Source organism: Microbacterium lacus, from assembly GCF_039531105.1.
In the GTDB taxonomy this organism is placed as follows: Bacteria; Actinomycetota; Actinomycetes; order Actinomycetales; family Microbacteriaceae; genus Microbacterium; species Microbacterium lacus.
Window position 1 is genome coordinate 1,877,621 of record NZ_BAAAPK010000001.1, and the last position, 22,202, is coordinate 1,899,822.

19 protein-coding genes and 1 pseudogene are annotated in these 22,202 nt (G+C 69.8%); 8 read left to right on the forward strand and 12 right to left on the reverse strand.

Going from position 1 to position 22,202, the window contains the following annotated elements:
- Window positions 1–5: 5 nt before the first annotated feature.
- From ABD197_RS08875 to dut, 3 genes and pseudogenes are all read right to left on the reverse strand, one after another.
- On the reverse strand, window positions 6–773 hold the full coding sequence (locus tag ABD197_RS08875) for a DUF3159 domain-containing protein (protein ID WP_425561009.1): 768 nt from the start codon (window positions 771–773) through the stop codon (window positions 6–8).
- A pseudogene (locus tag ABD197_RS08880) lies at window positions 773–1,369 on the reverse strand (DUF3710 domain-containing protein); the annotation flags it as partial. The pseudogene ABD197_RS08880 and the gene ABD197_RS08875, both read right to left, overlap by 1 nt.
- The gene (dut, locus tag ABD197_RS08885) at window positions 1,366–1,821 is read right to left on the reverse strand and encodes a dUTP diphosphatase (protein WP_344053651.1); all 456 of its coding nucleotides are present in this window, start codon (window positions 1,819–1,821) and stop codon (window positions 1,366–1,368) included. The pseudogene ABD197_RS08880 and the gene dut, both read right to left, overlap by 4 nt.
- A gap of 24 nt (window positions 1,822–1,845) precedes the next feature.
- Here dut and ABD197_RS08890 point away from each other — a divergent pair, with 24 nt between their 5' ends.
- Complete coding sequence (locus ABD197_RS08890) at window positions 1,846–2,331, forward strand: DUF3093 domain-containing protein (RefSeq protein ID WP_344053652.1); 486 nt, start codon at window positions 1,846–1,848, stop codon at window positions 2,329–2,331.
- Here the strand turns inward: ABD197_RS08890 and ABD197_RS08895 are convergent.
- A complete protein-coding gene (locus tag ABD197_RS08895; RefSeq protein ID WP_344053654.1) occupies window positions 2,306–2,599 on the reverse strand; it encodes a DUF4193 domain-containing protein in 294 nt (97 codons plus the stop codon). The genes ABD197_RS08890 and ABD197_RS08895 overlap by 26 nt on opposite strands.
- Window positions 2,600–2,809: 210 nt before the next feature.
- Between ABD197_RS08895 and sepH the strand changes: the two genes are divergently transcribed.
- Window positions 2,810–3,841, forward strand: a complete 1,032-nt coding sequence (gene sepH / locus ABD197_RS08900; RefSeq protein WP_344053655.1) for a septation protein SepH — start codon at window positions 2,810–2,812, stop codon at window positions 3,839–3,841.
- 13 nt (window positions 3,842–3,854) lie between these two features.
- Here sepH and ABD197_RS08905 read toward each other — a convergent pair whose 3' ends face one another.
- On the reverse strand, window positions 3,855–4,979 hold the full coding sequence (locus ABD197_RS08905) for an alkaline phosphatase family protein (RefSeq protein ID WP_344053657.1): 1,125 nt from the start codon (window positions 4,977–4,979) through the stop codon (window positions 3,855–3,857).
- Window positions 4,980–5,054: 75 nt separating this feature from the next.
- On the opposite strand from ABD197_RS08905, the gene ABD197_RS08910 reads away from it, so the two are divergent.
- Window positions 5,055–7,499 (forward strand): DNA gyrase/topoisomerase IV subunit A, encoded by a 2,445-nt coding sequence (locus ABD197_RS08910; protein WP_344053658.1) that lies wholly within the window; start codon window positions 5,055–5,057, stop codon window positions 7,497–7,499.
- Between the two features lie 3 nt (window positions 7,500–7,502).
- Here ABD197_RS08910 and ABD197_RS08915 read toward each other — a convergent pair whose 3' ends face one another.
- Window positions 7,503–9,590 (reverse strand): DNA gyrase/topoisomerase IV subunit B, encoded by a 2,088-nt coding sequence (locus ABD197_RS08915; protein WP_344053660.1) that lies wholly within the window; start codon window positions 9,588–9,590, stop codon window positions 7,503–7,505.
- Window positions 9,591–9,773: 183 nt separating this feature from the next.
- On the opposite strand from ABD197_RS08915, the gene ABD197_RS08920 reads away from it, so the two are divergent.
- Entirely contained in the window at window positions 9,774–9,995 is a 222-nt protein-coding gene (locus ABD197_RS08920; RefSeq protein ID WP_314502266.1) for a DUF7455 domain-containing protein, read from the forward strand.
- Here the strand turns inward: ABD197_RS08920 and ABD197_RS08925 are convergent, their stop codons facing one another.
- Both ABD197_RS08925 and ABD197_RS08930 read right to left on the reverse strand, forming a co-directional pair.
- Window positions 9,996–11,039 carry an alanine racemase gene (locus ABD197_RS08925; RefSeq protein ID WP_344053665.1) on the reverse strand — a complete coding sequence of 348 codons (1,044 nt, stop codon included), beginning with the start codon at window positions 11,037–11,039 and terminating at the stop codon, window positions 9,996–9,998.
- Window positions 11,036–11,761 (reverse strand): alanine racemase C-terminal domain-containing protein, encoded by a 726-nt coding sequence (locus tag ABD197_RS08930; protein WP_344053667.1) that lies wholly within the window; start codon window positions 11,759–11,761, stop codon window positions 11,036–11,038. The genes ABD197_RS08925 and ABD197_RS08930 overlap by 4 nt, the downstream gene beginning before the upstream one ends.
- Window positions 11,762–11,822: 61 nt before the next feature.
- Here ABD197_RS08930 and ABD197_RS08935 point away from each other — a divergent pair, with 61 nt between their 5' ends.
- On the forward strand, window positions 11,823–12,845 hold the full coding sequence (locus tag ABD197_RS08935; protein WP_344053669.1) for a sugar-transfer associated ATP-grasp domain-containing protein: 1,023 nt from the start codon (window positions 11,823–11,825) through the stop codon (window positions 12,843–12,845).
- Here ABD197_RS08935 and ABD197_RS08940 read toward each other — a convergent pair.
- The 3 genes from ABD197_RS08940 to ABD197_RS08950 all read right to left on the reverse strand — a co-directional run bounded on the left by ABD197_RS08940 (window position 12,842) and on the right by ABD197_RS08950 (window position 16,061).
- A complete protein-coding gene (locus tag ABD197_RS08940; protein WP_344053671.1) occupies window positions 12,842–13,543 on the reverse strand; it encodes a coenzyme F420-0:L-glutamate ligase in 702 nt (233 codons plus the stop codon). The genes ABD197_RS08935 and ABD197_RS08940 overlap by 4 nt on opposite strands.
- Window positions 13,543–14,925 carry an RNA polymerase sigma factor gene (locus ABD197_RS08945; RefSeq protein WP_344053673.1) on the reverse strand — a complete coding sequence of 461 codons (1,383 nt, stop codon included), beginning with the start codon at window positions 14,923–14,925 and terminating at the stop codon, window positions 13,543–13,545. Before ABD197_RS08945 ends, ABD197_RS08940 begins: the two co-directional genes overlap by 1 nt.
- A gap of 212 nt (window positions 14,926–15,137) precedes the next feature.
- On the reverse strand, window positions 15,138–16,061 hold the full coding sequence (locus ABD197_RS08950; protein WP_344053675.1) for a proteasome assembly chaperone family protein: 924 nt from the start codon (window positions 16,059–16,061) through the stop codon (window positions 15,138–15,140).
- Between the two features lie 85 nt (window positions 16,062–16,146).
- On the opposite strand from ABD197_RS08950, the gene ABD197_RS08955 reads away from it, so the two are divergent.
- The 3 genes from ABD197_RS08955 to sucB all read left to right on the forward strand — a co-directional run bounded on the left by ABD197_RS08955 (window position 16,147) and on the right by sucB (window position 20,828).
- Complete coding sequence (locus ABD197_RS08955; protein ID WP_344053676.1) at window positions 16,147–17,625, forward strand: leucyl aminopeptidase; 1,479 nt, start codon at window positions 16,147–16,149, stop codon at window positions 17,623–17,625.
- Entirely contained in the window at window positions 17,622–18,995 is a 1,374-nt protein-coding gene (lpdA, locus tag ABD197_RS08960) for a dihydrolipoyl dehydrogenase (protein WP_344053678.1), read from the forward strand. The genes ABD197_RS08955 and lpdA overlap by 4 nt, the downstream gene beginning before the upstream one ends.
- A 72-nt stretch (window positions 18,996–19,067) precedes the next feature.
- Window positions 19,068–20,828, forward strand: a complete 1,761-nt coding sequence (sucB, locus tag ABD197_RS08965; protein ID WP_344053681.1) for a 2-oxoglutarate dehydrogenase, E2 component, dihydrolipoamide succinyltransferase — start codon at window positions 19,068–19,070, stop codon at window positions 20,826–20,828.
- 9 nt (window positions 20,829–20,837) lie between these two features.
- Here the strand turns inward: sucB and ABD197_RS08970 are convergent, their stop codons facing one another.
- Window positions 20,838–22,142, reverse strand: a complete 1,305-nt coding sequence (locus ABD197_RS08970; RefSeq protein WP_344053684.1) for a hypothetical protein — start codon at window positions 22,140–22,142, stop codon at window positions 20,838–20,840.
- Window positions 22,143–22,202 lie beyond the last annotated feature (60 nt).

Here is a 22,202-nt window from a genome sequence, read left to right on the forward strand (position 1 = left end):
ATGTATCACTTGGCCGGCGCGGGGTAGAGCGCTCGCACCGCCAGCCAGGTGACCGCCACGAGCGGCGCGAACAACGGCAGCCCCATGATGAGCTTGAGGGTTCCGAGCGCGGTGACGTCGCCCGCGAAGTAGAGCGGGAGCTGCACCGCGAGCCGGAAGGCGAACAGGCCCGCCCACGCGATCGCGAGCCAGAAGAACACCCTCCGCTTGCGCTTGTCCGACCGCCACCGCGTCCCTTCGTTCATGAGGAACCCGACCGCCAGACCGATGAGCGACCAGCCGATGAGGGCCGACACGAGGAACGCGGTGCCGTAGGCGGCGTTCGTGATGAAACCGAAGACGAAGTTGTCCTGCCCACGTCCGGTCAGAAGGGCCAGGGCCGCTGCGCCCGCGGTGGCGACGAGGCCTCCGATCGCCGCGCCGGCGGGTGACCTGGTGAGCAGCCGGATGAGCGTGAACACCGCGGCGAGGCCCACGGACAGTCCGAGCGAGAGCCAGAGGTCGCCGCGCTGGGTCTCCGGGTCGTACGTGACGGTGAACAGGATCACGAAGACGAGGCTCGGCAGCACCGATTCGAGGATGCCGCGCCATCCGCCCATGGCCCGCCAGACCACGTGCCCGGTCGGTCCGCCGGCGGACGGGTCGAGCCCGGCCCGGCGCGCGGCGTCGCCGAGCGCGGCGCCGACCAGCTCCGAGGCGGAGGGAGGCGTGAGGGAGGGAGCGCGCTCCGGCTCGGGCCCGGCGGACTCGGGCGAGCGCGGGGCGTCGGTCACGCGGAACCCGGGGTCGCGGGCATCTTGAGTGGGATCAGGTCGCGGGGCGGCATGGGCGTCCCGCCCCGGACGACGACGATCGACCGGAACAGGTCCTCCACCTGTGCTGCGGCATCCACGTCGGCGGTCGCCGCGCCGCCGATCACCCCGCGGAGGAACCAGCGCGGACCGTCCACGCCCACGAACCGCGCCAGACGCTTGCCGGCCGGTGCGTCGGCGGTGGCGGCCACGGGCACCTCGGCCAGCAGCTCGGCGCCGAGGGGGCCCTCGCGCTCTTCCACACGCCCGCCCTGCTGGCGGATCTGCTGTCGGATCTGCTCGCGCGTCTCCTCCCACAGTCCGCTCGATCGGGGCGCCGCGAACGGCTGCACCTGCAGGGTCGAGCCCGCGTAGTCCAGTCCCACCGCGACGATGCGCTTCGTCTGCTCCTCGACCTCGAGGCGGAGGTTCAAACCTTCCCGCGGAAGGATCTTGATGCCGCCGAGATCGATGTAGGGACGGACCGGATTGGCTTCGGACTCGTCGAACGGACCGGTCACGGCCCGCTCCCCCGAACTCTCCGGCTGGGCGCTCTGCGCGGGTGTCGCGTCGGTCATGCTCGGACTCCGTCCTTCTGCTGGTAGCCGGTCGAGCCGAAGCCGCCGTCCCCGCGCACGCTCTCGGGGAGGTCGTCGACCGGGATGAATCGGGCACGTGTGACCGGCATGACGATCAGCTGGGCGATGCGGTCGCCGACCGCGATGTCGTACGCCTGGCGGGCATCCGTGTTCAACAGGGTCACCTTGATCTCGCCACGGTAGCCGGCATCGACCGTGCCCGGACTGTTGACGATCGTGATGCCGTGCTTCGTCGCCAGACCACTGCGCGGAACGACGAACGCGGCGTAGCCGTCGGGCAGGGCGATCCGCACCCCGGTTCCGACAAGCGCGCGTTCGCCGGGCTCGAGGCGAAGCGCCTCGGCGGAGACGAGGTCGGCGCCGGCGTCGCCCGGGTGCGCGTACGCCGGAACGTCGGGGGCGATAATGAGGACGTCCGCAGTTTCAGCCACGCAACGAGGGTAGTCCAGAACACCGTGACCGATGTCCGAGGTGCCACCGCCGTCCGCTACCGCGAGCGGCTCAGTCCGTCGCTGTGGGCGATCGTGAGCGCCGCGGTCGCTGCGCCCATGGCCGCGCTCGTGCTCACGCGCATCGACACGACGCTCGCGCTGGTCGGCGGCATCCTGGTCGGCGTCGCGATCATCGCGCTCATGATCGCCGGCTCGCCGTCGGTCGGCGTGCAGGACGGTGTACTGACCGCCGGTCGGGCGCACATCGACCTCGCGCACACGGGCGAGGTCGTCGCCCTCACCGGCGACGAGGCGCGCTACGCGCGGGGACCGGGACTCGAGCCCCGCTCGTGGCACGTCATCCGCGGCGGGATCGACGGCGTGGTGATCGTTCAGATCACGGATCCGGACGACCCGGCGCCCTCATGGGTGATGTCCTCGCGGACGCCCGATCGACTCGCCGCGGCGGTGCGCCGTGCGCAGGCTACGCCGCGCACTCCTTACAGATAGGGCCGTGTGCACCGTCGTGGTCCAGCTGCGAGCGGTGCTTCACCAGGAAGCAGTTCGAGCAGGTGAACTCGTCCTCCTGCGCGGGCAGGACGACGACGTCGAGCTCGAGGTCCGACAGGTCCGCACCCGGCAGCTCGAAACCCGACGGGTTGTCGGCGTCCTCCACATCAACCGCGCCCGAGAGCTTGTCGGGCACGCGCTCCTTCAGGGCCTCGATCGACTCGCTGTCGTCTTCGGTCTTGCGGGGGGCGTCGTAATCCGTAGCCATGCGTGAACGTCTCAACTTCCGGGGAATAGCAGGGGTGCCTGACCCTCTCGGGCGGCGATAGTTTGCACGACCTGAACCTGATTCGCAAATGCGCGGTCCGATCCCGTCCTGCGTTGCCGTGAAACTCGCGGCGCGCGCGGGATATTCCCGGCGAGCGGCGACCCCTGTGACACCATGAACGCACACCGCTGGATCGGAGGGGCGTTTCGCATGGAACAGCTCAAAGTCATCGGAACCGAAGACGATGTGCTCGTCCTGGTCACCGAGTCGGGTGATCGGTTCTCGCTCGCCGTCGACGATGTCCTGCGCGTCGAGCTGCGCAAGGCGCGTCGCGAGCGCGAGGCCGACGCGAACGTCGTGCGCCCCAGTCCGCGCGAGGTGCAGATGCACATCCGCGCCGGGATGTCGGCGCAGGAGGTCGCCGAGCTCCTCGGTGCCCGCGTCGAGGACGTGGCGCGATTCGAGGGTCCCGTGCTCGCCGAGCGCGAGCACATCGTGAGTCAGGCGCTCGCGGTCCCTGTCCTGCTGGGAGCCGACATCGACCCCGATGTGCACCCCACGTTCGGCGGTGCCGTCCGGGCGAAGCTCGGCGAAGCGGGCGCGGTCGGTGAACGCTGGACGAGCTGGAAAGAGCCGACCGGCTGGGTCGTCAAGCTCGAGTTCACCGCCAACCAGGTGGATCACGACGCGCGATGGGGATTCGACCCGCGCCGGAGCACTCTGTCGCCGCTCAACTCCGATGCGATCCAGCTGTCCCGGCAGGGATCCCTCCCGGAGGGTCTGATCCCGCGGCTGCGCGCTCTGGACTCCGCGCCCGCGAAAGACGACTCCCGTTTCGACAGCGGCGCCTTCGGTCCGCGTCGGCTGCCCGATGCCGACTTGGAGAGCCCCGACATCCGGGAGCCCGTCGCGCCCGCCGTGCAGGAGGCGGCGATGAAGAGGGCTGATTCCACGGCGGTGACCTCATCCGAGACCGCGGACCTGCTCGAGGCTCTCCGCCGTCGACGAGGGCAGCGCGAGCCGCTTCCCGGCGCCGATGAAGCGGACGCCCCGCGCCCCCAGGCGCCCGTGGCGCTCTTCGACGCGCTCGAGCCCGGATACGAGGAATCGCCGCCCGAACCGACGGCCGTCCAGAGCGGGATCGAGAACGAAGCGGTGAACGAAGGTCCGGGTCGGCGCAAGGGTCGCACGTCGATGCCGTCGTGGGACGAGATCGTCTTCGGAGCACGCACGGACGACTGAGCGTCGGTCGCGCTCAGGCGAAGGCGCCCAGCCTGATCAGCGGGACGATCCGCTCTTCGAGCGTGAGCGAGCCGTGCTGGCCCACCATCCGCTGCGGTCCTTTGTCGTCCAGGCGATCGTCGTAGTAGGCGATACCCGAGCGGGCCGCCACCACCACGTCGCCGATGCGCGGCGCGACCGCGGGGTCGACGGTGCCGAAGACGCCGGACGCGACGGCTTCGTCGCGTGAGAGCACCCACGATCTCCCCGCCTCGGTCGCGACCCATCGCCGATGGACGCCGGCAGCCGCGCCGGGCTCGGTGTACAGGTGCAGCATCCGCGGTTCTCCCCCGATGTGCCGGATGCCGCTCAGCAGGTCACCGTCATCGGAGAGCAGGACGTGCCGGTGCCGTGGAACGTCGATCATGCCGTGGTCGGCGGTGACCACCACACCGGTCTGCGTGGTGGCGGCGTCGACCAGGAGCCGGGCTGCGGCGTCCACGCGCTCGAGAGCGGCGACCCACTCATCGGACTGCCAACCGCGCTTGTGCCCCACGGCGTCGAGTTCCGGCGCGTAGAGGTAGACGAAGGCGCCCGGATGCCGGGCCGCGAGCTCGCCCGCGATACGGGCGCGCTCGGCAACGTCCACGGCGCCGACGAACTCGGCGCCGCGCATGGTCGTTGCGGTGAAACCCGTATCGGCGTACTCGGGCTTGGAGACAACGAACGACGGACGCCCCTGTTCGCTCCACTGCTTCGTCAGCGGACGCGAACGCTGCCATGATTCCTCGAGCCCGTCGGTGTCCCAGCCGCGGAGCTGGTTGAGCACGACGTCGCGCTCGGGAGCCAGGGCGCGGTACCCGACGATGCCGTGCCGGCCGACCGGAGAGCCGGTCAGCAGACTCGTGAGGGCCGATGCGGTCGTGGAGGGGAAGACCGTGCGCGCGACGTCCTTCTTCGAGCCGGCCGCTGCGAGGAAGCGCGCGTGACCCGACCGGGCGGCCAGATTGTGTGCGCCGAGTCCGTCCACGACGAAGACGATCGCGCTCCGGGCGGGCGCGAACCAGTCCGACGAGCCCCCGATCGCGGCGAGCATCTGGGGGACGACACCGGTGAGGCTCCGGGATCGCGGCGGGTCCGCGGGTAGGCTGAACGACATCGGGGCCAGTCTCGCACACCGGCGGCGAGCCGCTCCCGACCACCCGCAGCCGCCGTCACCTGAGGCCCGATCGCCATGCCCGCAGCGCCCACCGAACCCTCGCTCGCCCCCGAGCGCATCGAAGACGTCGACGTCTCGACGGAGATGCAGGGATCCTTCCTCGAGTACGCGTATTCGGTGATCTACTCCCGTGCCCTGCCGGATGCGCGCGACGGATTGAAGCCCGTGCAGCGGCGCATCCTGTACACGATGGCCGACATGGGTCTTCGGCCCGACCGCGGGCATGTCAAGAGCGCCCGCGTCGTGGGCGAGGTGATGGGAAAGCTGCATCCGCACGGCGACGCGCCGATCTACGATGCGCTCGTCCGTCTCGCGCAGGCCTTCTCCTTGAGGGTTCCGCTCGTGGACGGACACGGCAACTTCGGGTCCCTCGACGACGGACCCGCGGCGCCGCGATACACCGAGGCGCGCCTGGCGCCGCCCGCCCTGGCGCTCACGGAGAATCTCGACGAAGACGTCGTGGACTTCATTCCGAACTACGACGGCCAGTTCCAGCAGCCCTCCGTCCTGCCGGCCGCCTATCCCAACCTGCTCGTGAACGGTGCGACGGGAATCGCCGTCGGCATGGCCACGAACATGGCGCCGCACAACCTGATCGAAGTGGTCTCGGCCGCGGTGCACCTGCTGGAGCACCCGGAGGCGAGCGTCGAGGATCTCATGGACTTCGTTCCGGGTCCCGACTTCCCGACCGGCGGAACGGTCATGGGGCTGGACGGCGTGAAGGACGCGTATTCGAAGGGCCGCGGCGCGTTCAAGATCCGGGCGAAGGTCGCCGTGGAGCCGCTCGGGCCGCGTCGGACCGGGCTCGTGGTGACCGAGCTCCCCTACCAAGTGGGTCCTGAGCGGGTCATCGAGAAGATCAAGGACGCAGTCCAGTCCAAGAAGCTCACGGGGATCGCCGACGTCACCGATCTCACCGACCGCAACCACGGACTCCGACTCGTGATCGGCATAAAGACCGGGTTCGACCCGCACGCCGTGCTGGAGCAGCTCTACCGGTTGACCCCGCTCGAGGACTCGTTCAGCATCAACAACGTCGCCCTCGTCGACGGCCAGCCGCAGACCCTGGGTCTCAAGGAGCTGCTGAGCGTCTATCTCGCTCATCGCATCGAGGTCGTCCGTCGACGCAGCGCCTTCCGTCTTGCCCGCCGCGAAGAGCGTCTGCATCTCGTGCAGGGGCTCCTCATCGCGATCCTCGACATCGACGAGGTCATCCAGGTCATCCGCACGTCGGATGACAGCGAGCAGGCTCGTGCGCGTCTGCGCGAGGTGTTCGACCTGAGTCAGGTGCAGGCCGAGTACATCCTCGAGCTGCGTCTGCGCCGGCTCACGAAGTTCTCCCGCATCGAACTTGAGACCGAGCGCGACGCGCTCCTGGCGGAGATCGCGGCGCTGAAGGAGCTGCTGACAGACCCCGCCCTCATCCGTGCGCAGGTCGGTCGTGAGCTCGAATCGGCGGCGGACCTTTACGGCACGCCGCGGCGCACGGTGCTGATGAACGCCAAGCCGGCCGCGCCGCGGCCGACGCGTGGTGCGCCCGCGCCCGATCTGCAGATCGCGGACGCACCGACCGTCGTGGTCCTGTCCACGACCGGGCGTGCCGTGCGTGTCGACCTGACCGAAGGCTCCGAGCTCGTCGCGCCCGCGCGACGCAGCAAGCACGACGCGATCCTCTCGCGGGTCCAGGCGACGACCCGTGCCGAGCTCGGTGCGCTCACGAGCGCAGGCCGCGTGGTGCGCTTCAGCCCCGTCGATCTACCGTCCGTGCCTCCGGCGTCGGTGCAGCTCGCCGCCGGTGTCGCCCTCCGTGACTATCTCGGCATCACCGCCAAGAACGAACGGGTGCTCGCACTGCTCACATTCGGCGACGGCCCGGTCGCGCTCGGCACGCGACAGGGCGTCGTGAAGCGGCTCGTCCCGTCCGCGCTGCCTGCACGTCCCGAGGTCGAGGTCATCGCCCTCAAGGCGGGCGACGAGGTCATCGGCGCCGCGTCCGCTCCGGATGCCGCCGAGCTCGTCTTCGTGACCTCGGACGCACAGTTGCTCCGGTTCGGTGCGGGGAGCGTGCGTCCGCAGGGAGCGGCCGCCGGCGGCATGGCGGGCATCAACCTGGCTTCGGGCGCCGAGGCGATCTTCTTCAGCGCCGTCACGGATCCGGAAGCCGTCGTGGTGAGCGTGTCCGGAGCGCAGGGCGTGCTCGTCGGCACGGACCCGGGCAGGGTCAAAGTGTCGGCCTTCGGCGAGTTCCCGGCGAAGGGGCGCGCGACCGGCGGTGTGCGCGCACACGCGTTCCTGAAGGGCGAGGACCGGCTCATGCTGGCCTGGGCGGGGCCGGCTCCCGCGCTGGCGGTCGGCCCGGACGGCGCGGTGCGGACCCTCCCCGAGGCCACCGCGAAGCGCGACGCGTCGGGTCAGGCGCTCGACGCGGTCATCGGCTCCGTGGGCCGGCGCCTGGCGTAGCGCTCAGGCGTCGATCGACTCGCGCGAGAGCCGGTCGGACGAGTCGACGATGAAATCGCGGCGCGGCGCGACCTCGTTGCCCATGAGCAGCTCGAACACGGACCCGGCGGCTTCGGCGTCCTCGAGCCGCACCCGCCGCAGCAGCCGCCCGGCGCGGTCCATGGTCGTCTCGGCCAGCTGGTCGGCATCCATCTCGCCGAGACCCTTGTAGCGCTGGACGGGCTCCTGCCAGCGCTTGCCCGCCTTGGTGAGTTTCGTCAGCAGCGCGTGCAGCTCCTGCTCGCTGTACGTGTAGACGGTCTCGTTGGGCTTGGACCCCGGATTGACCACGATCACGCGGTGCAGCGGAGGCACGGCGGCGAACACGCGTCCGGCCTCGATGAGCGGCCGCATGTATCGGAAGAACAGCGTGAGCAGCAGCGTGCGGATGTGCGCGCCGTCGACATCCGCGTCACTCATGATGATGACCTTGCCGTAGCGGGCCGCGCTCAGATCGAACGTGCGTCCGGAGCCCGCGCCGATCACCTGGATGATCGAGGCGCACTCCGCGTTGGAGAGCATGTCCGACACGGAGGACTTCTGGACGTTCAGGATCTTGCCGCGAATGGGCAGCAGCGCCTGGTACTCGCTGTTGCGGGCGTCCTTCGCGGTTCCGAGGGCCGAGTTGCCCTCCACGATGAAGAGCTCGGACTGCTCGACCTCGGAGGATCGGCAGTCGACGAGCTTGGCCGGGAGCGAGGACGACTCCAGGGCATTCTTCCGGCGCTGCGTCTCCTTGTGCGCCCGCGCGGAGATGCGCGCCTTCATCTCGGCGACGACCTTGTCCAGCAGGAGCGCGGTCTGCGCCTTGTCGTCGCGCTTGGGCGAGGCGAACCGGGCGGTCAGCTCCTTGCGGACGACCTGAGTGACGATCTGTCGCACCGCCGGGGTGCCCAGAACCTCCTTCGTCTGGCCCTCGAACTGAGGCTCGGGCAGACGCACCGTGAGCACGGCCGTCAGGCCCGCCATCACGTCGTCCTTCTCGAGCTTGGGCGCGCCGGCGCCGCCGACCTTCAAGCGCCGGGCGTTCTGCTCGACCTGTCCGCGCAGCACCTTGAGCAGCTCCTGCTCGAACCCCTGCTGGTGGGTGCCGCCCTTCGGCGTGGAGATGATGTTGACGAAAGACCGCGTGACGGTGTCGTAGCCGGTCCCCCATCGCACGGCGATGTCGACCTGACACTCCCGCTCGAGCTCGGTCGGCACCATCGCCCCGTTCGCCTGGAGCACGGGCACCGTCTCGGTGAACGTTCCACTGCCGGTCAACCGCCACGTGTCCGTGACTGCGGAGTCGGTCGCGAGGAACTCGGCGAACTCCGAAATGCCTCCGTCGAAGCGGAACGAGGTTTCATCGACCTCGGTGCCGCGTTCGTCGCGCACCGTGATCTCCAGGCCCGGTACGAGGAAGGCCGTCTGCCGCGCCCGCGTGGCGAGCTCCTCCCGCTGGAAGACCGCGTCCTTCGTGAAGATCTGGCGATCCGCCCAATACCGGATGCGCGTGCCGGTCACGCCGCGCGGCGCCTTGCCGATCACGCGCAGTTCACTGCGATCCTTGAACGGACGGAACGGCGCATCCGGAGACGGTGCGCCGCTGTCGGCGAACACGCCGGGCTCGCCGCGGTGGAACGACATCGCCCACGTCTTGCCCCCGCGGTCCACTTCGACGTCGAGGCGTTCGGAGAGTGCGTTGACGACGGACGCGCCGACGCCGTGCAGTCCTCCGGAGGCCGCGTAGGATCCGCCGCCGAACTTGCCGCCGGCGTGCAGCTTGGTGAAGACGACCTCGACGCCGGACAGTCCGGTGCGCGGTTCGATGTCGACCGGGATGCCGCGGCCGGTGTCGCGGATCTCGACGCTGCCGTCCTCGTGCAGGACGACGTCGATGCGGGACCCGTTGCCGGCCAGAGCCTCGTCGACCGCGTTGTCGATGATCTCCCAGACGCAGTGCATGAGACCGCGGGAATCGGTCGAGCCGATGTACATGCCGGGCCGCTTGCGGACCGCTTCCAGTCCCTCGAGCACCTGCAGGTGGTGGGCGGAATACTCGGAGGTCACAAACGTCAAGAGTATCGGCGGTGCCTCCCAGGAGCCTGCACAGACACGGGGGCGGGGGGCCGCCGTACGCGCTGAGCGAAATGTGGCGGCATCCGGGCATCCCCCCATGTCCCGCGTGGTTGTATGTGATGCAACCCGCACAGGGCGATCGAGATACGAGCGACGCACCGAGGAGGACCCGAGATGACCACGCTATCCACCCCCACCGAGCCCGCCGTTCTCGACTACCGCCTCACGGCGCTGGATCGCTGTGACTCGTGCGGCGCCCAGGCCTACATCGCCGCAGAGGTCAACGGCAGCGAACTGCTCTTCTGCGCGCACCACGGCCGCAAGTACGAAGAGAAGCTCCGCTCGGTCGCGACCAGCTGGCACGACGAGACGGCGCGCCTGCTCGAGTCCGTCTGATCAGAGCCCGCGGTAGTTCCGCGGGATGAGCGGAGAGATCCGCACGAGGATCTCCTCCCCCACCGTGCCGATCGCTTCTGCCAGATCGGTCGCGGAGGCCGCTCCATCACCGAAGACCGTCACTTCGTCCCCGATCTTCGCGCCGGGCGGAAGTTCGATCACCGTGTGGACGAGTGCGATCTCGGCGATCCTACGGGTCGTGCCGTCGACTTCGAGCGCCGCACGGCGGGCGAGCGCGGACGGCAGACCGTGCAGCGATCCCACACCCAGCGTCGCGCTGTGATCCGCCACATGCGTGATCGGCGCGCGCAGCGCCGCGATGGGGACGATCCCGAGCTCTCGCCCGGACGGGCCGCCTACTGACCGCACGCCGTAGCAGAACGCGCCGACCCGGACGAGGTCGTACCGGAATTCGGGCCGCGCGTGCGAGGCGGCGCTGGCCGAGAGATGGCGCGCCTCCAGCGCGAAGCCCGCAGCCTCGGCGGCGCCGAACGCGCGATCGAAGAGGGTTCGGGCCTCGTCGTCGTCGGCGTCGCTCGCCTCGGCGATGTGACTCCAGACGCCGACGAGGCGGAGCACCCCCTCGTCTTCGAGAACGCGCGCTCGGCGCAGCGCGCCGTCCCAGTCCTCGGGCCTGATCCCGTTGCGGTGCAGTCCGGTGTCGATCTTGAGGTGGATGCGGGCGGTCACCTGCTCCGCCCGCGCGACCGACGCGATGTCCTCCAGGAACACCGCGTCCCCGACGCCCAGATCGATGTCCGCGCGAAGCGCCTGGGCGATCTCCTCCCGCCCGACGGTGAGCCAGGAGAAGATGCGTGCGTCGGGACCCGCCGCGTGCCGTGCGCGCAGCGATTCGCGGACGTCGAACGCACCGAACCACCGCACGCCCTCTCTCGCCGCGCGGCGGACGATCGCGTCGAGTCCGTGCCCGTAGGCATCGTCCTTCACGACGAGCATGAGCTCAGCGGGCGCCGTGCGCGCGCGCACGGACCGGATGTTCGCGGCGAAGACGTCGAGGTCCACGTGCAGCACGGGCGCGCTCATGCGACATACTCCCGATGGTTGCGAAGCCCGACGGCGCACGCGATCTCGGCCGGCGTCAGGCCGCCGGCGGCGGCCCATTCCGCCACGGCCGGGCCCTCGGGGGAGTCGTCGAAGAACGTGACCTCGTCGCCGCGGCGGACGCGGGGCCGGGGTCCGACGTCGACGACGCAGACGTCCATCGCGACGCGGCCGACGATCGGATGCCGCTCCCCCGCGATCCGCACCGTGACGGCGTTTCCGAGCGCGCGGAGCACGCCCTGCGCGTAGCCGCCGGTGACCAGGGCGATCACGGTGTCCCGCGGGGTGCGGAAGGTGTACCCGTAGGAGACCGCCTCGCCCGTCTTCAGTTCCTTCAGACTCAGCACGCGCCCGCGCAGACTCAGCACCGGGATGAATCCGGCGCTGAGTCCGTAGACCGGGTCGCCGATCGCCGACGGCGATCCGCTCACGAGCACAGCCGCGGGCACGACACCGTCCAGTTCTCGGCGACCCTCCTCGTCGACGATCAGGGCGCGCACACCGCTTTCCAGGGCGGTCTGTGCGACGAACCCGAGTCCGTGACCCCAGCCGTCCGCGCGGACGTCGATGGCGGCATCCGGTTGCGTCGACAGCACCGCCCGCAGGTTCAGTCGGAGAGCCGACCGCGAGATCACGGCCGTGGGAGACACGCGATCCGGGAGATCGGGTGCTCGCCCGGGGCGGCCAGGGTTGCCGGAGGTCACGCCATCTAGACTATCCGGGGCGCTCTGCGCACCTTCCCCGTTCCCTGCCCCCGGAGTCCGCATGCCTCAGCAAGGCCTCGGCATCGCGCCGCGCCTTCGTTACCTCGTCGGCCGCGCGCGTCGGATCGATGTCGGATCCGTCCTCGAGCGCGCCAAGGAGGCGTCCGCCCAGCACAAGAAGTGGACCCCCGCCGTCGTGGTGGACATGCTGTGGCAGGCGGGTTTCCGCAACGTCGGATTCCAGGACTACATCGACTACGACTTCGCGATCCTCACCGCCGCGGAGCGCGCGACCTACATGACCCATCCGGTCTCCAACCAGCTCTCGCAGAAGTTCGATCACCCCGATTTCCGCTACATCTTCCAGGACAAGGTGGAGTTCGACCGGGTGTTCTCCGAGCACCTGCACCGTGAGTGGATGGTGGTCGAGGAGGGCAACGCCGCGGAGGTCTTCGCCTTCGCGCAGCGCCACGGGACGATCGTCACGAAGGAGCCGGTCGGCCAGGCGGGGACGGGAGTGCACCGCTATCACGCGGCGGAGATCACGGATGCCGAGGAGTTCCATCGCGGGCTCCTCGCGCGCGGCGAGCTGCTGATCGAAGAAGTCATCGTGCAGCACGCGGCCCTCGCCGCGGTGTGCCCGGGCACGGTGAACACGACCCGCATCACGGCGTTCTTCGACGGGGAGCGCACGCACATCCTCGCAATGGCGCAGAAGTTCGGCCGCGGCGCGGTGAGCGATCAGATGACGTTCGGCGGCTTCTACACGATGCTCGACGACAACGGGCGCGCCGTCGGGCCGGGCTATGACTCGCACGGGCACGTGCACGCGCGGCATCCGGATTCGGGCTTCCTGATCGGCGACTTCCAGCTGCCGATGATGGACGAGGTCCGCTCGTTCATCGACCGCGTCGCCCGGGTCGTCCCGCAGGTGCAGTACGTGGGATGGGACGTCGTGGTCACCCCCGACGGGCCTGTGCTCGTCGAGGGCAACTGGGGTGCCGGGGTGTACGAGAACAAACCCAGCGCGACCGGCATCCGCACCGGGCATAAGGCCCGCTACCGCGAGGCGATCGGCTTCTAGTCCCCCGCTGCGCGGACGACGCCGAGGGGCGTGGACTCGTGACCCTGTCCGAGCGGATTGTCCTTCAGGATCGCGACCAGCCGCCTTTCGGCGGCCTTGTCGAGCGTCGAGCCCAGGATGTTCCCGCCCAGGTCGTTGATGTCGACGACCGCCACCTCGGCCATCCCGCCGATCAGCGTCTTCAGATGGCGCGCGACCTCGCGCGGCCGCTCCGGTCCGAGCACGACGGCCTTGTTGTAGGGCGGGATCGTGCCGCTCGTAGGGCCGTCGATCGCACGGGCCTTGTCGCCGGCGATGCGGTAGAAGTCGCCCTTGCGGCCGAAGAGCTTCGTGACGGCGGAGACCGCCGCGGCGAACAGGATGCGGATGGTGCCGCACTCGCGCAGCGCCATCTCCATCGTCTCCGGCATGCCCAGACCGATGCCGTACGGAGTGCGCACCACGAACTTCGACAGGAACAGGGCGAGTCGGCGCGGGGTGATGTCCTCGACCAGGTACGACCGTCCCTGGGTGATCGCGACGATCTTCTCGGTCACGAAGAAGATGTCACCGGGTTTCACCACGTCCGTCGCGTATTCGCGGACGAAGGCGTCCAGATCGTCCCCCGGCATCACGACGCGCGTGCGGATCGGGATGCGGGAGTACGACGATCCGTCGACTTCGACCGTCAGCGCCTTGCCGGCGTTGGCCCCGCTCATCACTCGAGGTAGTCGCGCAGCGACTGCGACCGCGACGGGTGACGCAGCTTCGCCATCGTCTTGGACTCGATCTGGCGGATGCGCTCGCGCGTCACCCCGAACGTGTCGCCGATCTGATCGAGCGTCTTGGGCTGACCGTCACCGAGACCGAAGCGCATCCGGATGACACCGGCTTCGCGCTCGCTCAAGGAGTCCAGGAGCGACTCCAGCTGACGCTGCAGCATCGTGAAGCCCACCGCGTCGGCGGGAACGACCGCCTCGGTGTCCTCGATCAGGTCGCCGAACTCGCTGTCGCCGTCCTCGCCCAGCGGGGTGTGCAGCGAGATCGGCTCGCGGCCGTACTTCTGAACCTCGATGACCTTCTCGGGCGTCATGTCGAGCTCGCGGCTGAGCTCCTCGGGCGTGGGTTCGCGACCGAGGTCCTGCAGCATCTGGCGCTGGACCCGCGCGAGCTTGTTGATGACCTCCACCATGTGGACGGGGATGCGGATCGTGCGGGCCTGGTCGGCCATCGCGCGCGTGATCGCCTGCCGGATCCACCATGTCGCGTAGGTGGAGAACTTGAAACCCTTCGTGTAGTCGAACTTCTCGACCGCACGGATCAGACCCAGGTTGCCCTCCTGGATCAGGTCCAGGAACTGCATGCCGCGGCCGGTGTAGCGCTTGGCGAGCGACACGACCAGGCGCAGGTTCGCACCGAGGAGGTGGCTCTTCGCGCGCTGACCATCGCGGGCGACCCACTGCAGGTCGAGCCCGGTCTGGCTGGACTTCTCCGCCGGGGTCATGTGCGAGAGCTTCTCTTCGGCGAACAGGCCCGCCTCGATGCGCATCGCGAGCTCGACTTCTTCCGCCGCGTTCAGCAGCGGGACCTTGCCGATCTGCTTCAGGTAGTCCTTGACCGGGTCGGCCGTCGCGCCGGTGATCATCGTCGAGTAGACGGGCACCTCGTCGTCGTCACCCGAGGAGATGACGATCGCGCCGGTGGGAAGAGGCTCGGTGAAGGCCGGCTTGGTCTCCTCCTCTTCCTCGTCATCCTCATCGGATGCGTCCGCCTCGCCGTCGGCGGCGGGTGCAGCCTTTCCCTTGCCCTTCGTCGCCTTGGGCTTCTCGTCGTCCTCGGCGTCGTCGAGGCCTTCGACGGCGTCGTCGATCTCCACCTCGTCGTCGAGTTCGACGTCATCCGCCAGATCTTCGACGTCGGCATCCTTCGAGGCGGCCTTCTTGGCCGTGCTCTTCGCCGGGGTCTTCGCGGCCGCCTTGGGAGTCGCCTTCTTCGCGGGCGCCTTCTTCGCGGGGGTCGTCGCGGTCTCCTCCGCGGAATCCTCCACCGCGGTGTCCTTCGCGCTGCGCGCGCGGGTCGTGGTCTTCGTGCCTGAGGTCACGGTTCGCCTTTCACCGTCGGGCGTCGGGACGCCCCTCGGTAGATTTCGGACACTAGTAAGACCCTTGTCAAGTCCCCACTCCGGCGAGGAAGCCTCGCAGAGCCGGTTGACAACGGGTCAGGTCATCCATTATCGCACATCCGTCGCGCACATCCGACGTGCGCCGTTGTTCTTCTGGTGCAACCCGATCGCACCATCGGGAATTCCCCGCCTCAGGCGCCGCGCTTCTCGTCGTCTCCGGTGGGCCGATTGGCCAGGAACCGCTCCAGCTCGGCTGCGAGCTCGTCCGCGCTCGGCAGATCGCCGGTGTGGATGATCGGGCTCCCGAGCGTGGATCCCGCCATGTAGGAGTCGTAACGCTCTTCGAGCCCCTGCACCATCCGCGAGAGGTCGTCGCTGCCGGCGACCTGCTCGTCCACCTTGGCGAGGTACTCGCGGTTCTCTTCGCGCAGTTCGTCGCCGGCGAAGACGAGTCCCGTCGCGACGGTGAGACTGTCGAGCCCTGCCAGCGCCGCCGCGGGGTACTCGGTGTCCCCGAGGTAGTGCGGAACGAGCAGCACGAACCCCGCCACGAGAGCCCCGGCTTCGGCGAATCGGTATTCCAGGAGATGCCCGGCGGTCGCGGGAACCTGGGTGTGCGGCTGCCACACGGAATGGGCTTCCGTCAGTTCGGCGCGCGTGCCGCTCACGGTCGTGCCGATCGGCCGGGTGTGCGGCACGGGCATCGGGATCGCGTGCACCCACGTGACGGACTCGACGTCGTAGGCGGCGGCGAAGTCGAGGACGGCATCCGTGAAGGCGTCCCACGCGAAATCCGGCTCGTATCCTGCGAGCAGCAGGAACGGCTGCCCGAGCGAGTCGTGAGCGAAGGACAGCTCCAATCGCGGCGGGCGATAGTCCGAGAGGTGATCCTGGTCGAAGGAGATGAGGGGGCGCCGGGCTCGGTAATCCAGCAGCACGTCGTTGGAGAAGACGGCGACCGGTGTCGGTTCGAGCGAATCCCGGAAGTAGTCCACGACTCGGCTCACGGCGCTTCCGGCGTCGGTGAACCCGGTGAGCGCGATCACGAGGGGCAGTCCGCGCGGAATCGGCGGCGCCGAGGCGACGCGCTCGTACAGCGGACCGGAGAGAGCCATTCCCCCATGCTACGAGCCGACGTCACGCGTCGAGGTCGCGCGCATCCCGCTCAGAGCGAACAGTCGCGCTCCTAGGATGGAACCCATGTCGTTTCCCGACCTCTCCGTGCACACCACCCCGCTCCGAGAGACGGACGCCACCGCAGTGCTGCTGGTCGTGCCGTCCTTCGATCCCGCCGAACCACCGGTGGACGACGACTGGCCAGGGCTGTTCGAAGCCCTCTCGGCCACGGGCTTCAGCGGCTCGCTCCATGCATTCCAGCGTGTTTACGCGCCCCAGAGCACGACTCTCCCGCTCGCTGTCGTCGGCGCCGGCTCGGGGGCGGATCCCGCCGTGATCCGCGAGGCCGTCGGCACCGGCATCCGCCTTCTCACCGGCTTCGAGAGCGTCGCCGTCGGTGTGCTCACGGCCGACTCCGAGCACTGGCGCCCCGCCGCCGAAGGCGCGACGCTGGGCGGATATCGCTTCGACGGCTACAAGAGCGAGCAGCCCAAGCCGCGGGCCCGGCGCGTGCAGGTCCACGCCTCCGTCGAGCCCGCTGCCGAGGATGTCGCCGCGGTCGTCGCCGAGGCCTCGGCCGTCGCGCTCGTGAAGGATCTCATTTCGATCCCCGCCGAATGGCTGGGCCCCGCCGATTTCGCCGAGCGCGCGGTCGCCTCCGTGGCCGATCTTCCCGTGACCGTCGACGTCTACGACGAGGAAGACCTCCGCGACGGCGGATTCGGCGGCATCCTCGGCGTCGGACAGGGATCGGACCGCCCACCGCGCCTCGTGCGCGTGGACTACGCCCCGGAGGACGCGCAGCGCCACGTGGCGCTCGTCGGCAAGGGAATCACGTTCGACACCGGCGGACTCTCGCTCAAACCGCCGGCCTCGATGGTCGGGATGAAGTACGACATGTGCGGCGCGGCGACCGCGTTGGCGGTCGTCCGGGCGGTCGCGACCCTGGGACTGCCCGTGCACGCGACCGCGTGGCTGTGCATCGCCGACAACATGCCCTCCGGAAACGCCACCCGGCCGGGAGACGTGCTGCGCATCGCCGACGGCACGACGGTCGAGGTGCTCAACACGGATGCGGAAGGGCGTCTCGTCCTGGCCGACGGACTCGTGGCCGCGAGCCGCGAGCATCCGGATGTGATCGTGGACGTCGCGACGCTGACCGGAGCGATCACGATCGCCCTCGGCAATCGCCACGCGGGCGTGATGGGCGAGGACGCCGCCGTTGCCGACTACCTGGCCGTCTCGGCGGATGCGGGAGAACTCGCCTGGCAACTGCCGCTGCCGGCGCACATGGTGGACGAGCTCGACTCCCCCATCGCCGATCTGCAGAACGCCAAGATCGGCGATCCCGCCGGAGGCTCCCTGTTCGCGGGACTCTTCCTGCGCCACTTCGTGGGTCGGGTCTCGGACGAGCCCGATGCGCCGCGCATCCCGTGGGTGCACCTCGACATCGCGGGGGTGGGCATGAACAAGGGCGCCGGCTACGGCTTCACCGACAAGGGACCCACCGGCGCGACGGTCCGATCGCTCATCCGCTTCGTCGGACGGGAGGAGACCCGATGACCGATCACACTTTCGACGTCGTCATCCTCGGAGGCGGCAGCGGCGGCTACGCCGCGGCGCTGCGCGCGGCCGAGCTCGGCAAGTCCGTCGCCCTCGTGGAGAAGGACAAGCTCGGCGGCACATGCCTGCACCGCGGGTGCATTCCGACCAAGGCGCTCCTGCACGCGGCCGAAGTCGCCGATGTCGCCAGGGATGCGGCATCCATCGGCATCAGGGCGACGCTCGAAGGCGTCGATCCCGCCGGGGTGCGTGCGTACCGCGAGGGCATCGTCGCCAAGAAGTTCAAGGGACTCGAAGGTCTCATCGCGGCCCGTGGCATCACGGTCGTCCGCGGCGAGGGCCGGCTGGAGCAGGGGCCCGCCGTGCGCGTGGGCGACGACCTCTATCGCGGCGGTGACGTCGTGCTCGCGACAGGGTCGTACAGCCGAACCCTGCCCGGACTGGAGATCGGAGGACGTGTCCTCACGAGCGAGCACGCCCTCGAGCTCGAAGAGATCCCGCGCCGTGTCGTCATCCTCGGCGGTGGGGTCATCGGCGTCGAGTTCGCGAGTGTGTGGCGGTCCTTCGGCGTCGAGGTGACGATCGTCGAGGCGCTGGATCACCTCGTGCCCAACGAGGACGTCGCGATGAGCAAGGGGCTCGAACGCGCCTTCCGGCGCCGCGGCATCGCCTCCTCGCTCGGCGTGCGCTTCCAGTCGGTCACGCAGACCGCGGATGCCGTCACCGTCACGCTCGAGGACGGCAAGAGCTTCGAGGCCGACTATCTTCTCGTCGCGGTCGGCCGGGGGCCGGCGACAGCCGGCCTCGGCTTCGAAGAGGCCGGCGTCGGGATCGACCGCGGCTTCGTGCAGACCGACGAGCGACTGCGCACCGGGGTGGAGCACGTGTGGGCCGTCGGCGACATCGTGCCGGGGCTCCAACTCGCGCACCGCGGGTTCCAGCAGGGCATCTACGTCGCCGAGCAGATCGGAGGGCTGGACCCCGTTCTGATCCCCGATGTGCAGATCCCCAAGGTCACCTACAGCCACCCGGAAGTGGCCTCCGTGGGAATCACCGAGGCGCAGGCGATCGCCGCGCACGGGGCCGATCAGGTGATCTCCTACGAGTACAACCTGGCCGGCAACGGCAAGAGCGAGATCATCGGCACGGGCGGGCTGGTGAAGGTCGTCCGTCGCAAGGACGGGCCCGTGCTGGGCGTGCACCTCGTCGGGGATCGTGTCGGCGAGCTCATCACCGAGGGGCAGCTTGCCGTGGGCTGGGAGGCCCATCCCGAGGACATCGCCCCGTTCGTCCACGCCCACCCCACGCAGAGCGAAGCGCTCGGCGAGGCGTTCCTCGCGCTGGCCGGAAAACCGCTCCACGCGCTCTGAGCGCGGCCGACGCGCGATCGCGGCGGCATCACTAAGCTAGAACGACATCGGCATTCTGAAGGAGTCATGCACATGAGCACTTCCGTGGTCCTCCCCGCGCTCGGCGAGAGCGTCACCGAGGGAACGGTCACCCGCTGGCTCAAGAACGTCGGCGACACCGTACAGGCGGACGAAGGACTGCTGGAGATCTCGACGGACAAGGTCGACACCGAGATCCCTTCGCCGATCAGCGGCGTGATCGAGGAGATCCTCGTCCAGGAGGACGAGACCGTCGAGGTCGGCGCCGTCCTGGCCAAGATCGGCGACGGTTCCTCGGCGCCGGCCGCGGACGATTCTCCCGCGCAGGCTGCGCCGGTCGAGGAGGCCGCACCCGCCGCGGAAGCCCCGGCAGCCGAGCAGGCACCGGCGGAGCAGGCACCGGCCGAACCGGCGCCCGCCGAAGCAGCCGCGCCTTCGCAAGCGCCCGCCGCGGGCGGCGAGGGCAAGGATGTCGTCCTTCCCGAGCTGGGTGAGAGTGTGACCGAGGGAACCGTCACCCGCTGGCTCAAGAGCGTCGGCGACGCCGTCGAGGTGGACGAGGCGCTCCTGGAGATCTCGACCGACAAGGTCGACACCGAGATCCCCTCTCCGTTCGCCGGCGTGCTCCAGCAGATCTTCGTGCAGGAGGACGAGACCGTCGAGGTCGGCGCCGCGCTGGCCCGCATCGGCGACGGCGCTGCCGCGCCGCAGGAGGCCGCCCCGCAGCAGGCGCCCGCGGCCGAAGAAGCCCCCGCCCCCGCACCCCCGGCAGAAGCCGCCCCCGCCGCTGCTCCGGCTCCGGCCGCTGCTCCTGCCCCCACCGCTCCGGCTCCGGCTCCCGCCGCTCCTGCCGCAGCTCCGGCTCCGTCCGCGCCCGCTCCGGCAGCCGCGGACACCGACGACGACGTGACCGCGTACGTGACGCCGCTCGTCCGTCGCCTGGCGCAGCAGCAGGGCGTGGATCTGGCCGCCGTGAAGGGCACCGGCGTCGGCGGGCGCATCCGCAAGGAGGATGTCCTGCAGGCCGCGCAGAAGGCGGCTGCGCCGGCCGCTGCGGCCGCGCCCGTCTCTGCCGCACCTGCGGCGGTCGAGGTCTCCCCTTTGCGGGGAACCACGCAGCCGATGTCTCGGCTGCGCAAGGTGCTCGCGGAGCGCGCCGTGGCCTCGATGCAGGCGACCGCTCAGCTCACCACCGTCGTCGAGGTGGACGTCACCAAGCTCGCGTCCTACCGCGATGCGGTGAAGGCCGACTTCCTGGCCAAGACCGGAGACAAGCTGTCGTTCCTGCCCTTCTTCGCCCTCGCGGCGGCGGAGGCCCTGCAGTCGAACCCCGTGATCAACGCCACCGTCGACGGTGACCAGATCGTGTACCCCGCATCGGAGAACCTCTCGATCGCGGTCGACACCGAGCGTGGACTGCTCACGCCGGTGCTGCGTGACGCGGCCGCGAAGAACGTGGCGCAGATCGCGCACGAGATCGCCGATCTCGCCGCACGCACGCGCAGCAACAAGCTCAAGCCCGACGAGCTGGCCGGTGGCACGTTCACCTTGACCAACACGGGTTCGCGCGGTGCGCTTTTCGACACGCCGGTCGTGTTCCTGCCGCAGTCGGCCATCCTCGGGACGGGCGTCGTCGTCAAGCGGCCCGGTCTGGTCCAGGTCGACGGGAAGGACGCGATCGCGATCCGCTCGTACGTCTACCTCGCTCTCTCCTACGACCACCGGATCGTGGACGGCGCGGACGCTGCGCGCTTCCTCACCACGGTGAAGAAGCGTCTGGAGGACGCGTCGTTCGAAGGCCAGCTCGGCATCTGATCCCCTTGGTCACTGCGAGACGTCGTGCACGTCACGCAGTTCCCAGCCGTCGCCGAGCTTGACGATCACCACGAGCTGCGGGCCGGTGCTCGCATCGAGCGCCTCCACCCGCAGCACGGCTGCGCCGCCGAACTCGTCGAGCAGCACGAGCGAGCGTCCGTCCATCGGCAGGTCGATGACCCCCGCGGGGAAGACGGCATCCGGCGACTCCTGAACGCCCACCAGACATGTCGGCTCCCCCGCGCATGCCACCCGTGCGGAGAGCAACTCTGAGGCGACCGCGACGAGGTCGGTCGGGTGCGCACCGGAATCGAGGACGTCCGAATGCGGCTCGGCTCCGGGTGACGGCGACGGTGTGGGCTCCGACGGGGGCGGGGTCGACACCGCGCCGTCCGAGCCGTTCGGTGTCTCCGCCGTCGCCGGCCCTGACGGGACGGTCGGCCACAGCAGGCCGGCGATCAGGACGGTCGCGGCAGCACACGCCGCGACGAGCCAGGGGCGCCGTGCTCGCTCCCGAGAGCGCAGCGCCCGCCACGCGCCCGTCGTCGTCCGCGAGAGCAGGTCTGCCCAGTCTGCGTCGACGTGACGGACCAGCGCGTGCAGCAGCGCGGGAGGCCGAGGCGCGTCCGCGACGACCTGGGCCTCGATCCGACGCGGCTCGGGCGACGTCCGCGCGCGTCGAGGACCCAACGTGCTCGTCGCGAGGGCTGCCGGTTCGGCGAGGTCGAACATCTCCGTCTCGAACCGCGTGCACTCCCGACGTCGCGTCCGAGGCTCGGCCATCCCGTCGTGCGCGGCCAGGACGGCATCGGCGACCTCGGGCACGGCACCCGCGAGTTCCTGCAGCCGCGCGAGCGTCTCGTCGATGCACACCCGATCACCGCTGTCGACGGCGAGGACGGGGCGACCGTCTTCTGTGAGCCACCATGCGCCGGTGCTCGTGTCCGCCGCATCCCCCGCCTCCATGAGGCCGCGCGTCATGCTCACCGCGAGCGTGACCGCCTCCCCGGCCATGAGATCGCCGGCGTCCGTGCGCCGCCGGAGGAAATCGGCGATCCGCTCGACGCACGGAGGCAGCAGGAGGTCGTGGCCGTCGTCGCGCCGCAGGATGTCGTGCGGCGCGAGCACATGAGAGTGCCCGTCGGCCTGCCAGCCCGGCCACCCGGAACCGAATCGCGCGGCATCCACGACGAATGTCGTCGTTCCTGTCGGATCGGCCGCGAGCGCCCCGGGCCAGGGAACGGCGGCGTCGTCGCGAACGATCCGGATCACCCGGAGGCCCGCATGCAGAAGGTGCTCGTCATCCTCGATCACCCTCCGAGCGTGCATGCCGCAACACTCCCGGTGGACCCGCGCAGCCTCATCTGTGCACAA

What these genes read in the sequence shown, in the direction of transcription:
- ABD197_RS08940 (WP_344053671.1), bottom strand. Translation starts at nt 13,543, where the DNA reads ATGAGCGGGGCCAACGCCGGCAAGGCGCTGACGGTCGAAGTCGACGGA.
- ABD197_RS08950 (WP_344053675.1), bottom strand. Translation starts at nt 16,061, where the DNA reads ATGGCTCTCTCCGGTCCGCTGTACGAGCGCGTCGCCTCGGCGCCGCCG.
- lpdA (WP_344053678.1), top strand. Translation starts at nt 17,622, where the DNA reads ATGACCGATCACACTTTCGACGTCGTCATCCTCGGAGGCGGCAGCGGC.
- sucB (WP_344053681.1), top strand. Translation starts at nt 19,068, where the DNA reads ATGAGCACTTCCGTGGTCCTCCCCGCGCTCGGCGAGAGCGTCACCGAG.
- ABD197_RS08955 (WP_344053676.1), top strand. Translation starts at nt 16,147, where the DNA reads ATGTCGTTTCCCGACCTCTCCGTGCACACCACCCCGCTCCGAGAGACG.
- ABD197_RS08910 (WP_344053658.1), top strand. Translation starts at nt 5,055, where the DNA reads ATGCCCGCAGCGCCCACCGAACCCTCGCTCGCCCCCGAGCGCATCGAA.
- ABD197_RS08925 (WP_344053665.1), bottom strand. Translation starts at nt 11,039, where the DNA reads ATGAGCGCGCCCGTGCTGCACGTGGACCTCGACGTCTTCGCCGCGAAC.
- ABD197_RS08895 (WP_344053654.1), bottom strand. Translation starts at nt 2,599, where the DNA reads ATGGCTACGGATTACGACGCCCCCCGCAAGACCGAAGACGACAGCGAG.
- sepH (WP_344053655.1), top strand. Translation starts at nt 2,810, where the DNA reads ATGGAACAGCTCAAAGTCATCGGAACCGAAGACGATGTGCTCGTCCTG.
- ABD197_RS08905 (WP_344053657.1), bottom strand. Translation starts at nt 4,979, where the DNA reads ATGTCGTTCAGCCTACCCGCGGACCCGCCGCGATCCCGGAGCCTCACC.
- ABD197_RS08935 (WP_344053669.1), top strand. Translation starts at nt 11,823, where the DNA reads ATGCCTCAGCAAGGCCTCGGCATCGCGCCGCGCCTTCGTTACCTCGTC.
- ABD197_RS08920 (WP_314502266.1), top strand. Translation starts at nt 9,774, where the DNA reads ATGACCACGCTATCCACCCCCACCGAGCCCGCCGTTCTCGACTACCGC.